Genomic DNA, 13324 nt, shown 5'->3' with positions numbered 1-13324 from the left:
CGCTAGAACCGGCCCGCGTTCTTCTTGTCGACGGCCTGGTAGCTGTGGGTGGCCTCGCGGAGGAGGTCGCCGATCTTCTGGAGGGTCTGGGTGAGGTCCTGCGCCGTGGCGTCCCAGCCGCGCTGGCGGGCGTAGAAGGCCTCCTTGGCCTCACCGTCCCAGTCGTCGACGACGTTCTTGACCTGCGACTGGAGGTCCCCGAGGCGCTGCGCCATCGTCGTGGCGGACTTCTTCACCGACTCGGAGGCGTTGATGACGCCCTCGTACGTGATTTCCATCGAAACTCCCTGTCCTGCTGCGTCGTGGGCGAGTGCTACGAAGTGACGTTGAAGCGCGACAGCACGTCGCTGCCGCCGCCGTCGATCTTGAAGCTGTTCAGACGGTCGGCTTCGTTCTGGTTGAACCCGTCACGGCTCGCCTGAAGCGCTTCGCGGGTGAAGTCCAGGTACTCGTTGAGCTTGCGGACGTCGTCGTTCACCCGCCGCTGCAGCTCGGCGTACTGAACCTGGGCGTCGCTTCGCCAGTGGGAGCTGATGCCGTCCACGACGGTGGTCAGGTTGCGGATGGTGTCGCCCAGCATGGTCTTGACCTCGTCGAGGTCGCCCACGGCCTTCTTGAGCTTCTCATCATGCGTACTGAGCTTGCCGGACATGCGTCACCGTCTCCTTGTTGGGATTCGCCCCGTTGGCCGTGCCACCGCATCACTCTAGTCACATGCGGTGACACCTCCAACTCATTTGAGTAGTCACTGAGTTGTGATACTCAGCGGATCTGAGTAGCCGTACTCACCGGGAGTCGTCCGGCGCGCTGATCGCGAGGACCATTCCGCTGTCCTCGGCCCCGAACCCACCGTCGTTGACGAGGAGCAGGCGGTCGTTCACCAGGCGGGGGAAGCCCTCGGATTTCGCCATGACGGATTCGTTCTTCAGGTCCGCCGACGTGCCCGTGTGGTCGACGGTGCGTTCCGCCTTGCCGCTGGAGGTGGCGACGTAGGAGATCCGGCCGGGGCGGTCCGGGGTGGCGAAGGTGTAGGCGGCGAGCCTGCCCTTGCGGACGGACACGGGCGTGGTCAGCCGGTTGGCGTCGGCCTTGAAGGTCCAGCGCTCCTTGCCGTTGGACAGGTCGTAGGCCATGGTCGCGCCGCGGGCGGCGACGTAGAGGGAGTCCTTGTCCACCAACGCCCCGGTGCAGCCGGACGTGGCGAGGAAGCAATTACCCCGCTCCCAGAGGGTGTTGTAGGCGACGCGGGCCTTTTCCTTTCCGTTCTCCGGGTCCAGCACGACGAAGTCGTACAGGTTGTCCTGGCCACCGTTGCCGGGGGCCTGGGAGACGACCAGCGGATCGGTGGAGATGATGGAGAGGAAGCCGTCATTGCGTTTGATGGTCCGGCTCCACCGCGACTTCTCCAGCTTCTTGGGGTTGATCGAGCGGATCTTGATGGTGTCCGATCCGCAATAGGTGATGGCGATCAGCCGGTCCTTGCCACCCGCGGAGTCGACCATTTCGCAGCTGTCGCGCTTCTCCTCCTCGACGCGCTTGCCGTCCTTGAGGCGTCGCGTCTGCTCCCCGTTGCCCCAGATCGCGTAGACGTGGCCGTCGTGGAGGGCGAGTTCGAGGTTGGCCTTGGCCCACTTGCCGGGGGTGAGGGAATCGCCCGCGTCCTTCTCCGGGACGAGCAGCTCCTCCCAGATCCGCTTGCCGCTCCGCAGATCGACGGCCATCAGGTGCGTACAGACGCTGCCGAACTTGGCGGCGATGACGGCGACGTTCCCCTCGGACTCCCGGGAGGCCGAGCAGAGCGGGCCCTGGAGGAGGAAGGACCACTTCTTCGCGCCGGTCTTGATGTCGTAGGCGGTGACCATGTCCGGCTCGGCCTTGACGACGAGCGAGGAGGTGAACCAGGTACCCAGGGCCTCCCTGTTGTCCTTGTCCGGCTTGGTGCGGGCCTCGGCCATCCACGCGACCCGTCCCGCGGCGGGACCCTTCGCGGTGGCGGCCGGTTCCTTCGACCCGGACGCGTCGTCACCGGTGAACGCCCACAGCGCCCAGCCGCCCGCGGCGAGCAGGACGGCGAGCACCAGGCCTATGAGGGCCGGTTTGCGCCAGGCGGGCGGACCGCTGCGGGGGGCCGGTGCGGAGGGGCCGGAGTGGAGGGTCGGCGGGTGGAAGGACGGCATGGTGGGAGGCTGCGTCACCGGGGGCAGCGGCGCCGATGGCGGCTGGTGCGGATAGCCGTAGCTCGGTGGTTGCGTCACTGACTGGACTCCTGCGTTCTCGTTCTGGTGGCTCGGCGGGGCTGACAGGGGCGGGTCAGTGGAACGACATGATCATCGAGGGGTCGCTCATGCCCTCTTCCGGGACCAGATAGAGGTGGTCGTCACGGAAGTAGGCGGTCCCGCGGCGGGCGAGCGAGTACTCCCGCTCGGCGGACTCCTGCGGCAGCTTCATGTAGACGGTGGGGGTGCCGTCGGCGGGGTCGAGGGAGAGCAGCTTGCCGCCCTCGTCCTTGGTGGCCATCTGATAGACGAGCAGGCGTCCGTCGTGCATGGCGACGGGCCGGTTGGCGCGGTTGGCGCCGAGGGGGGCGGTCCAGCGCTTCTTGCCCGTGGCCAGGTCGATCGCGACGATGGCGGTGACGCTCACCCCGTCCTGGTTCGTTTCGTCGCTGAGGGTGGAGAGGTAGACCGTCTTGTCGTCGGTCACCGCCCTGTCGCAGGACTTCAGCACTCCCTTTCGGCACTCCTCGAAGTGGTACGGGCCCGCCGAGATGGATATCAGGGCCTTCAGCCGGCCCTTGCCGTCCAGCGTCACGATGTCCGAGGGCGAGTTGTCGTTCTCCCGGCCCACCGCCAGCACCGGAGGGTCGGCGGAGAGGACGTTGTGCACCTCGATGCCGTCCATGACCTTCCAGGTCCACTTCTCCACGCCGGTCTTCGGGTCCACGTTCATCACGAACTGCCGCCCGAAGATCTCGCACTGGGCGAGCGTGAGCTGCCGGTCGCCCTTGACGGCCGTGCCGCGCTCCATGCAGCCGTAGTTCTTGGCCTTGCGCTTCGCTCCGCTCTTGGCGTCGTAGACCAAGGCCTCACCCACCTCGGCAACGTTGACGAGGCCGTGGCTGATGGCGATGTTGGCGTTGCCGCGCATGTCCTTGTTGCCCTGCGCGTTGACCATGTCCTTCGTCCACAGCTGGCGGCCGCGCTCGATGTCGACGGCCATCAGCTTGTCGCACTCGAACTCCGCCTTGCCGTAGACGATCACCGCGACGCCGCCGTCGGGATCGGGCGAGCGCGTGCAGGCGAACCCCGGGACGGGGACGGTCCAGCTGGGCTTGCCGGTGGCGACGCTGTAGGCGGTCACCGTCTTCTTCGTGTTCATCACGACGTTGCCCTTGGCGAACCACAGCGGGGCCACCCGGTCGGCGTGGTCCTTGTCCGGGGAGGGCATGGGGACCATCCAGTCGAGCTTCGCGTCGACGGATCGCGTGGGCTTCGGCTTGGGCGCCGCCTTCTGGTCGCCCTTGCCCCAGAGCAGCCAGCCGCCCGTGCCCGCTCCGGCGACGAGCAGCACCGCGAGCGCGATGAGGAGGCCCTTGCGGCGCCCGCCGGTGCGGGAGCCGCCCGGTGGTGGACCACCGTCTCCGGTCGGTGGCGCGCCGAACGGCTGCGGCGCCGGGCCGAAGCCCTGTGTTGCCGCCCCGGGGCCTTGGCCGGGGACGGTGCCCCAGGACTGCGTCGGGCTCTGCGCGTCGTGTGGGGGAAGTGGCTGAGTCATGGGTTCCTTCGTGCCGGTGCCGCCTAGTGCGAGTGGCGGCGCTTGCGGTCTCTTACGACCATGGCCGAGCCCGCGATCACGGCGATCAGGACGGCCGTGCCGCCCAGGGCGTACGTCGCGAGCCGCACCTTACGTTCCTGGGGTGTCTCCCCCAGCGGCAGGGCTGCGGGCTGTGGGGCCGCGACGGTGCGGGCGGGACCTTGGTGGGAGGTGACGCGGTCGATGGGGCGCTCGTCCTCGGTGAGGGCGCGGACCGGGTCGACCACTCCCCAGCCGATGTGCCGGTCGCGGGCGTCGGCGGCGCGTTCGGCGGTCTGCTCGATCTGCGCCACCACCTGGTGCTGCCGCCAGTCGGGGTGTTTGGCCCGGATGAGGGCGGCGACTCCGGCCACGTAGGGCGCGGAGAAGCTGGTGCCGTTGTCGACGCACTGGCCGCCGCCGGGGACGGTGGAGACCATCTCGACGCCGGGTGCGGCGACGCCGATGAATTCGCCGGACTGGGAGAAGGGGGCGCGTTCGTTGTTGCGGTCGGAGGCGCCGACGGCGAGCACACCCGGGTAGGCGGCCGGGTAGGTGGCCTTGGACTTGCCGTCCTGCCCGTCGTTGCCCGCCGAGGCGATCACGACGACGTCGCGGGCGAGGGCCGCCTTGACGGCCAGCTCGAGGTCGGAGTCGGGGTTCAGCGGGCTGGTGGTGTCCTGGGAGATGTTGATGACGCGGGCGCCCTCGTCCACGGCCTTCTTGATGCCCACGGCGAGGGTCCGGGAGGTGCCGCTGCCCTTGTCGTCGTTCTGCCGGATCGGGATGATGACCGACTCCGGGGCGATGCCGACGAACCCGCTGGCGGGGGACGGCCGGGCGGCGATGATGCCGGCGACCTTGGTGCCGTGGCCGACGGCGTCGACGGTAGGGCCCTGGCTCTCGCCCCGGCGCCCGCCCTTGTCCGCGCTTTCGGCCCGGCCCTTGCCCTGGTCACCGCCCTTGCCCTCCGCGAGCAGGTCGGCGCCGCTGCCGACGTCCACGGCGTCCTTGAGCTGGGGGTTGTGATTGTCCACGCCGGTGTCGATGACGGCGACGCGCACCGGCCGGCCGTGGGTGTCCTTGCCCTTGGTGTGCTGCCAGAGCTGGTCGAGGAGTATGCGTTGCAGTGACCACGGAGTGCCCTTGATGGGCTTCGCGGGGTACGTGCACTGGCCGCTTCCCGACAGGGTCGGGGAGGCCGTACCGGCCGGGCCGGGGGCGGAATCGGCGGAGGACATCGGGCCCGCGGCCCCGCTCGAGGCCGTCACGAGGAGGGCCGCCAGCAGGGTCGCGGTCATGGGTGTGGTCTTCATCAGGCTACGAACCCTGTGGCTGCTTGGCGCTGTTGGAGTCCAGGCGCGGTCCGGTCGGCAGGAAGGCGGACCAGTTCGCGGGCACCGGGACGGGGTCGACGTCCCGGTACCCGAGTCTGGTCCGGGCCTCGTCGGACTGCTGCCGGCCGGGCGCGGGGGCGGCTTCGGCGGAGTCCGCCTCCTCGGCCGTCCCTGGTGTCGGGGTGGGGTTCCGGCCGATCCGCGATGTGTCCTTGGCGCTGTCGTTGTTGGACTGCACGGCGTAGCGCAGCCCGGTGTCGGCGACGAGGAAGACCGCACCGCTCCTGGTCTGGCGTCCGGTGACCTGGCGGTAGAGGAGGCCGGAGCCGGGGGTGACGTACGCGCTGGTGGCGCCGTCGGGGATGGTGGCGGGGTAGTCGGTGCCCGCCCAGGTACCCAGGTCGAGGGTGCCCTTGGCGCTCATGCCGCCGAACAGGCTGCACACGGTGTCGTTGGCGGCGCCGCCTGCCGTGGAGCCGACGGAGTTGGCCTGGCGCGGGACCTGGTCGGGCCAGCGGGAGGTGCCGTAGAACTCCTCGGCGTCGGGGGTGAAGTCGGCGGCGCTGACCCGCTCGGGGGCGCCGGCCTGGCCGACGGAGGCCAGTGCCTTGCTGCTGAGCAGCAGCTTGGCGACGAACTCCGAGACACGGGCGACCTTGCCGGGCAGGACGACGTAGTGCTGGGTGCCGGTGCCGGCCGGGGCCCGGAGGATCGTGCCGACGCGGTTGGCCCGGGTGCTGAGGGTGGGCACGCCGGCCGGTTCGCCGATGGCGCCGCGCACCTTGGGGAAGGTGATGGGCGTGCCTTCGTCGAACGTGCCGAGCCAGTCCTTGGTGACGCGCTGGGGACGGGCGCCGTCGCGGAAGAGGGAACGGAGCAGCAGGTTGCGGTCGGCGGTGTCGGCGCTTCGCCAGTCGGGGCCGCCGATGAGGTATTTGGTGCCCTTGGGGTCGATGAGATAGCGGGCGTCGTCCGGCCCTTGGACGTACAGGGCCTGGCCGCCCCGCAGCCGTTGCGATCCGTTCAGCCGCTTCCCCTTCGGGTCACGGTCCGAGAAAAGGAAAACCGCCTTTTGAGTGGTTTTCCCGTTGCCGCCCGGCTGTTGGCAGACCGCCCACTGCTTCTGTTTGCCCGCTTGGCCGGCACTGGGCATACGGTCCGGCGCGTAGGGAATGCCGAGAGTCGGGCCGCGCGGAATATGGCCGTTGTCGAGTTCGGATTCCCGGACCTTGATGACGGAGGCCTTGTCGGGTGTCAGGAGAAGCTTGGCGGAGGCCAGATTGAGCACCGGGTGGAGCTGCTTCTTGCCGTCGGTCATGAGGACGACGTAGCGGGTGGTGGACTCGCTGCCGACGATGACGTGGGCCTCGGGGGCGTCCCAGCCCTTGGGGGCGGTGGGCCTGAACATGCCCCACGCGCCGAAGCCCGCCACGAGCAGGGCGCCGACGACGATGCCGGGGAGCACGGTGCGCAGCGGGCGCGGCGCTCCTTCTTCCGTTCCGCTGGGCGAGGGTTGCAGAAAGGCGGCAACTGTCCGTTTCTTCGCGAAAGTGTAGGCGTTGAGTTCATCCCGCCGTGATGCCATGTTGCGCCGTTTCTCCCCAGTATTCGGCTTCGGTTGACGGGCGCCGCCCTCGGTCCCGGTGTCGTACCGACCCTCTACTATGCCCGTAGGCGAGGGAAGCGCGACGTCGGGGATCTGCCTCGCCAGGGGCGGCAGACGATTTCAACGCGGGTATTGCCGGTGCATTTCGGGATATACGAGGGGGCTTTGACGGGGATGGCTGCCGCGACGCGCGTACGGGCGGCGGGAGGCACGGCGGGCCGGCCCGGGTCGGCCGGCCCGGGGCCCCGGCCGGACTCCGCCACCGCTCCGGCGGGTTCGGGGGCGGTGCTCCCGCGGCCCGCTTCGGGGCCCGGGTCGCCCGGGCCGTCGCTGTTGCGGCAGTTGGTGCTCATCGAGGTGGCGGCGGCCCTCGTGCTCGTCGGGTGGGTCGTCGGCCGGGCGGCGCTGGTGCCGGCGGCGGCAGGTGCCGCGGCGCTGGTGCTCCTCGCGGTGCTGCGCCGGGGACACCGGCCCATCGTGGACTGGCTGACCACGGGATTCGCACTGCGGCGGCGCGTGCGGCGCGCGGCGGAGCCCGCGGCCCCGGGGACGGATCCCGGGCTCGCGCCGGTCGTGGAGTGCGAACCGGCGCTGCGTACCGAGGGCTTCGCCGCCCGTGAGCGGCGCGTGGTGGGTCTGGTCGGGGACGGGACGTTCCTGACGGCGGTGCTGCGGATCGAGGCCGTGGACGCCCCGCTGCGCGCGCACCGCACGGAGAAGGCGCTGCCGCTCGCGCTGTTGCGGGACGCGATGGACGTCGACGGCATCCGGCTGGAGTCCGTGCAGGTCGTGCAGAGCACGCTGCCGTCCCCCGCACCGCACCTGCCCGCCCAGGCGTTGACCGCCCGGAGCTACGCGCCGTTGCAGGCGCTGACCGGCTCCCCCGCCGTGCGGCTGACCTGGGTGGCGCTGAAGTTCGACCCGGAGCTGTGCCCGGAGGCCGTCGCCGCGCGCGGTGGCGGCGCGGAGGGCGCGCGGCGCTGTGTGCTGCGGGCGGCGGACCAGCTGGCGAGCCGGCTGCACGGGGCCGGCTTCACGGCGGCGGTGCTGTCGGAGGAGGAGCTGACGGCCGCGATCGCCACGGCCGCGAGCGTCAATCCGATGGCCACGGCCCAGGCGGGGCGCACGGGGACGGCCGCGCGCCGGACCGCAGAGACCGCACGCGCCTGGCGCTGCGACGACCGGTGGCACAGCACGTACTGGGTGGGCCGCTGGCCCCGGTTGGGCCCGGGGGCGACTCCCCTGCCGCAGCTGGCCGCGCTGCTCACCTCACTGCCCGCGCCGGCGACGACGCTGAGCCTGACCCTGGGCCGTGGGCGTACCCGGGGCGGGCGGCACGCGCCGACGGTGACGGGGCACGTGCGGATCACCGGGCGCAGCGCCGATGAACTGACGGCGCTCGGGCGGGAGATGGAGCGGGCCGCGCGGGCCGTGAAGGTCGGGCTGGTCCGATTGGACCGCGAGCAGGTGCCCGGCGTCCTCGCCACACTGCCGCTGGGAGGGACCCGTTGATGAACCCCGTTTCGCCCCTGCCCCCGTCGGCCCCGGCGCCCGCGGCCCGTCGGCCGCGTTTCGGGTTCGGGCTGCTCGGACCCCGGCGCGGGCGGCACGAGCTGTCGGCGGAGGAGTTCGAGTCGCTGGCCCTGCCGGTGGGCGACGACGGTGTCGTCATCGGCTCCGACGCCCAGGGCGCTCCCGCGGTCCTCGGCCTCGGCCGCCCCAGCCCCTTCGACGTGGTCCTGGTGGGCGGGGCGTGGACGGCGCAGGTCGTCGCCGTGCGTGCCGTCGCCACCGGTGCCCGCGTCGCCGTCGAGACCGGACGCCGGCCGTTGTGGACGGCGCTCGCGCAGGCCGCCAACAGCGGGCAGCAGTGCGTCACCCTGCACGACGTGGGCCGGATGCCGCCGCAGGGCCCCTCGGTGCACAGCCCGGTGCTCGTCGTCCGTGACTGCGGTGCGCGACCGCCTCGTGGACGCGTCGGCTCCGCCCCCTGGCAGTCCGTGCTGACCCTGCTCCCCTATCTGAGTCCCGTCGCCGCGCGGCTGATGGAGAGCGCCGACCTCGTCGGCGTCCAGCGGGTCTCGCCGGAGGAGGCACGGCAGGCCGGCCGCATCATGGGACTGCCGCAGAGCGACGTGGAAGCGCTGTCCACGCTCCCGGACGGCGTCACCCTCTGGTGCAATTCCCGGTCGCGGATGTATGTCGCCACGCGACCGACCGAGGCCGAGGCGGGGTTGCTGGGTGCCGAGCGCCGGATGGACTGAGGAACGGATCCGGGTGCCGAATCCCCGTGAAACAGACGGCAGATAGCGGGACATGTCAGGAAGCGACCGCCGTCCGTACGTTCCGCGTGGGCGTGCGCCCGTATGCCGGAGAAGCGGCCGGGGCACCGGGTCGGGCGCGGACGGGCAGGTGACGGCGGGGGCGACTGATGGGTCGGGGGCGGGCCTGCCGTAGCGGTACGGATGACGATTAGTCTTGGTGTGCGTACGCACGGGAGAACCCGACGCCGGGCCTGTCGCGTCACCCACGGGGGACCCGGGCAGTCGGACGACGGGAACGGTCGGCCCCGCCAGGCGGATCCATCGGGCGCCGGACCAAACCAGCAGCAGGAGGAATTGTGGGCAGCGATCGGAACGAGATCCGCGCGGCAGGGGACACAGCCGGCGAGGACCGGTCCGACGCCGAGCACGACTACGAGCACACCGGCGAGTTCACCATCGACTACTCCCCGCCCGCCTGGTATACGCAGAACCCGTCGCCCGCCCCGGCCGCGCCCGCCCCGGGCCCCGGGGCCGCCCACGGCGTTCCCGCCGACGTGAGCGGGGCCGACGCGGCGGGTGACACGCCGCCTCCGCCGCCCACGGGCGACCCGCTGTCGTGGCCGTCCCCTTCGGGCGACGCCCCTGCCGCGGGCGGCGCCACGATGCGTTTCTCCAGTTCCGCGCTGCGGGACGAGATCGCGGCCCTCGCCGGCGAGCCGAACGCCGCCGCGCAGGCGGGCGATTCGGGTACCGACGCCGCGGCGCGGCCGGGCCACGGGACCGAGGACCGTACGGACGAGGCTCCGAAGGGCCCTGCCCCCGCGGCCTCCGACGCTCCGGGCGACCGGGACACCGCGGGCGACCCGGGTGTCGCGGACGGTCCGGCGGCCCAGTCGTGGGACCCGCCGTCGATCCCGCAGATCTCACTGCCGCCGCTCCCCCCGAACTTCCCGCCCGCGAGCCCCGGTACGTGGCCGCCGTCGGCGCCGGACGCCGCTGTGCCGTTCCCCGGCACCGGGGCGACCGCGACGCCGCCGCCCGCCCAGCCGGCCCCGCAGGCGTTCCCGCCCCCGACCGATCCCACGGCACCGCAAGGCGGTTACGGCTACCCGCGCCCCGACGTGCAGGACGCCCCCGCCCCCACCGGTCCGCCGCTCCCAAGCGCACCCGCCGAGACGCCCGCGCCCCCGGCCGACGGCTACGGTTACCCGCGCCCGGACGCTCAGAGCGCCCCGGCCCCCGCGGCGCCCCCGGCCGCCCAGGACGGCTACGGCTACCCGCGGCCCGACGCAGCCGCGCCCACCGGTCCGCCGCTGCCGAGCGCCCCTCCCGCCGAGGTGCCCCCGGCGGCACCCGAGGCCGACTCCCCCGCTCCGACCGGCGGTTACGGCTACCCCCGCCCCGACGCGGAAGCCGCCCCCTCGGCGGAGCCCGAGCCGCAGATCCCGCACGCCGCAGCGATCCCGGCGCCGCGCGACCCCGCCCCCGGCTTCCCCGCCCCACTGGACCTTCAGGACAGCCCGGAGGGCCAGGACGGCCCGGGCACGGGCGGTTACGGCTACCCGCGCCCCGACGCGCAGGACGCCTCCGCCCCCGTGCCGGCGCCGCAGGACGGCTACGGCTACCCGCGGCCGCAGGGCGACGGCCCCGGTGCCGTCCCGCAGTCGTCGTACGACCAGCCCGGGGCGCTGCCCCCGGCCGCCGTCCCCGGGCAGCCCGCACCTTCGCAGCCGATGCCCGGGCAGCCCGCGCCGGTTCAGCCCGCGCCCGTACCGCAGCCCCCCGTGGAGCCCGGTCCCGGTATGCCGCCCTCCGGGCACCAGCCCCCTGCGGCCGCTCCCGGCCCGTACGCCCCGCAGCCCGGTCCGTACCAGCCGCCGCAGGCACCGCACGCCGCCTACGCGCCGCCCGGCGCGCTCCCTCCGGCCGCGTCCCAGGTGCCGCCCGGGGCCATGCCCGACGCCGCGCAGCCCGGCGCTCCCGTCGACCCGCGGACCGGCGGCTGGCCGGCCGTGACGCCGGAGCAGCGGCAGCGGTCCGTGCACGGGGCGCCGCTCGGCTACACCGCGGCGGTGGAGCTGTCCTCGGAGCGGTTGCTCAAGAACAAGCCCAAGCCGAGGAAGCAGAGCGGCAACAGCCGGTTCAAGTTCGGCGGCAAGAAGGAAGAGGCCGAGCGGCAGCGCAAGCTGGAGCTCATCCGGACGCCGGTGCTGTCCTGCTACCGCATCGCGGTCATCAGCCTCAAGGGCGGTGTCGGCAAGACGACGACCACCACCGCGCTCGGCTCGACGCTCGCCAGCGAGCGCCAGGACAAGATCCTCGCGATCGACGCCAACCCCGACGCGGGCACGCTCGGCCGCCGGGTGCGCCGCGAGACGGGTGCGACGATCCGTGACCTCGTGCAGGCGATCCCGAGCCTGCACAGTTACATGGACATCCGCCGTTACACCTCGCAGGCGCCCTCCGGTCTGGAGATCATCGCCAACGACGTGGACCCGGCGGTCTCCACGACCTTCAACGACGAGGACTACCGGCGGGCGATAGACGTCCTGGGCAAGCAGTACCCGATCATCCTCACCGACTCGGGCACCGGTCTGCTCTACAGCGCGATGCGCGGCGTCCTCGACCTCGCCGACCAGCTGATAATCATCTCGACGCCGTCCGTCGACGGTGCGAGCAGCGCCAGCACCACCCTCGACTGGCTCTCCGCGCACGGCTACGCCGAGCTCGTCTCGCGCAGCATCACGGTCATCTCCGGTGTCCGGGAGACCGGCAAGATGATCAAGGTGGAGGACATCGTGTCGCACTTCGAGACCCGCTGCCGCGGTGTCGTCGTCGTGCCGTTCGACGAGCACCTGGCGGCGGGCGCGGAGGTCGATCTCGACATGATGCGGCCGAAGACCCGCGAGGCGTACTTCAACCTGTCCGCCATGGTCGCCGAGGACTTCGTACGGGCTCAGCAGCAGCAAGGCCTGTGGACCTCCAACGGCGGCACCCAGCCGCCGCACCTGGCTCCGCCGATGCCGGGCGGCTACGCGCCGGAGCCCGGCCAGCCCGGCCAGTCCGGATACCCCGGCCAGCCCGGACACCCCGGTCAGGGCGCGCCCGTGGCCCCCAACCCGTACGGCGGGCAGCCGCAGCCTCAGCAGCCCCACCAGCAGCCGGGTCCGTACCAGCAGCCGGGCGGCTGGCAGCAGCCTCCCCAGCAGGGTGACTACGGCTACCCCCAGCAGTACCCCCCGCAGCAGTAACCACCGCGGACACGAAAAGGGCCCCGGGCGGCAGTCGCCGCCCGGGGCCCTTTCGTTTCACGCGTACGCGGTACGCGCGTCGTCGTCAGCCGACCGCTGCGGCGCTCTCGTGGGCCGCGACCAGTTCCCGTGCCCGCTTCACGTCGTCCGCCATGCAGTCCAGCAGCGCCTCGATGGACTCGAACTTCTCCATCCCGCGCAGGTAGGCGAGGAAGTCCACAGCCGCGTGCATCCCGTACAGATCGAGGTCGACCCGGTCGATGGCGTAGGCCTCCACCGTCCGCTCGGTGGCGTCGAACTGCACGTTCGTACCGACCGAGATGGCCGCGGGCATCGCCTCGTCGCCGACGGTCAGCCAGCCCGCGTAGACCCCGTCCGCCGGGATCGCGGTGTGCGGCAGCGTCTCCACGTTGGCGGTCGGGAAGCCCAGCTCGCGGCCGCGCTGCGCGCCGCGCACCACGACGCCCTCGACGCGGTGCGGGCGGCCGAGGATCTCCATGGCACCCGCCACGTCCCCCTCGGCGACCAGGCGCCGGGTCAGGGTGGAGGAGAACGGCAGTCCGCCGCCCGCCTCGCCGGTCACATACAGGTCGATGACCTCGACGTCGTAGTCGTAGGTGCCGCCGAGCTCCTTCAGGAGGCCGACGTCGCCGGCCGCGCGGTGGCCGAAGCGGAAGTTCGGGCCTTCGACGACGAGCCGCGCGTGCAGCTTGTCGACGAGCACCTTCACCACGAAGTCGGCGGGCGAGAGCTTCGAGAACTCCGCCGTGAACGGCAGGATCAGCACCGCGTCCACACCGAGCTCGGCCATCAGCTCCGCGCGCCGGTGGTGCGGGGCCAGCAGCGGCGGGTGGCTGCCCGGGCGCACGACCTCGCTGGGGTGCGGGTCGAAGGTCACCACGACCGAGGGCACGCCCAGCTCGCGCGCCCGCTCCACCGCACGGCCGATGATCAGCTGATGCCCGCGGTGCACGCCGTCGTACGAGCCGATGGTGACGACGCTGCGCCCCCAGTCCTGGGGGATGTCCTCCAAGCCACGCCAGCGCTGCACTGTGCCCGCTCCTCGCCCGAACC

10 protein-coding genes are annotated in these 13324 nt (G+C 72.3%); 3 read left to right on the top strand and 7 right to left on the bottom strand.

The window, feature by feature from the left end:
- Positions 1–2: 2 nt before the first annotated feature.
- From FHS38_RS33355 to eccB, 6 genes are all read right to left on the bottom strand, one after another.
- Entirely contained in the window at positions 3–278 is a 276-nt protein-coding gene (locus FHS38_RS33355; protein WP_184740092.1) for a WXG100 family type VII secretion target, read from the bottom strand.
- Between the two features lie 35 nt (positions 279–313).
- Complete coding sequence (locus tag FHS38_RS33350) at positions 314–652, bottom strand: WXG100 family type VII secretion target (protein ID WP_184740090.1); 339 nt, start codon at positions 650–652, stop codon at positions 314–316.
- Positions 653–785: 133 nt separating this feature from the next.
- Positions 786–2255, bottom strand: a complete 1470-nt coding sequence (locus FHS38_RS33345; protein WP_184740088.1) for an outer membrane protein assembly factor BamB family protein — start codon at positions 2253–2255, stop codon at positions 786–788.
- A gap of 55 nt (positions 2256–2310) precedes the next feature.
- Positions 2311–3774: an outer membrane protein assembly factor BamB family protein gene (locus FHS38_RS33340; RefSeq protein ID WP_184740086.1), complete on the bottom strand. Its 1464-nt coding sequence runs from the start codon at positions 3772–3774 to the stop codon at positions 2311–2313.
- A 23-nt stretch (positions 3775–3797) separates the two neighbouring features.
- Positions 3798–5108 carry a type VII secretion-associated serine protease mycosin gene (gene mycP / locus FHS38_RS33335; protein WP_184740084.1) on the bottom strand — a complete coding sequence of 437 codons (1311 nt, stop codon included), beginning with the start codon at positions 5106–5108 and terminating at the stop codon, positions 3798–3800.
- A gap of 4 nt (positions 5109–5112) precedes the next feature.
- Positions 5113–6714, bottom strand: coding sequence for a type VII secretion protein EccB (gene eccB / locus FHS38_RS33330; RefSeq protein WP_184740082.1), 1602 nt, complete (start codon positions 6712–6714; stop codon positions 5113–5115).
- A 195-nt stretch (positions 6715–6909) separates the two neighbouring features.
- On the opposite strand from eccB, the gene eccE reads away from it, so the two are divergent.
- The 3 genes from eccE (at position 6910) to FHS38_RS33315 (ending at position 12250) form a co-directional block, all read left to right on the top strand.
- Positions 6910–8247: a type VII secretion protein EccE gene (eccE, locus tag FHS38_RS33325; RefSeq protein WP_184740080.1), complete on the top strand. Its 1338-nt coding sequence runs from the start codon at positions 6910–6912 to the stop codon at positions 8245–8247.
- Positions 8247–8999, top strand: coding sequence for a hypothetical protein (locus FHS38_RS33320; RefSeq protein ID WP_184740078.1), 753 nt, complete (start codon positions 8247–8249; stop codon positions 8997–8999). The genes eccE and FHS38_RS33320 overlap by 1 nt, the downstream gene beginning before the upstream one ends.
- Positions 9000–9355: 356 nt before the next feature.
- Positions 9356–12250: an SCO5717 family growth-regulating ATPase gene (locus FHS38_RS33315; protein WP_229822907.1), complete on the top strand. Its 2895-nt coding sequence runs from the start codon at positions 9356–9358 to the stop codon at positions 12248–12250.
- An 85-nt stretch (positions 12251–12335) separates the two neighbouring features.
- On the opposite strand, the gene FHS38_RS33310 is transcribed toward FHS38_RS33315, so the two are convergent.
- Positions 12336–13301 carry a bifunctional riboflavin kinase/FAD synthetase gene (locus FHS38_RS33310; RefSeq protein WP_184740076.1) on the bottom strand — a complete coding sequence of 322 codons (966 nt, stop codon included), beginning with the start codon at positions 13299–13301 and terminating at the stop codon, positions 12336–12338.
- Positions 13302–13324 lie beyond the last annotated feature (23 nt).

This window comes from Streptomyces netropsis (assembly GCF_014203545.1).
GTDB classification, from domain to species: Bacteria; Actinomycetota; Actinomycetes; order Streptomycetales; family Streptomycetaceae; genus Streptomyces; species Streptomyces netropsis.
The sequence above is the reverse complement of the archived record's forward strand: the minus strand, read 5'-3'. Positions and strand labels throughout refer to the sequence as shown.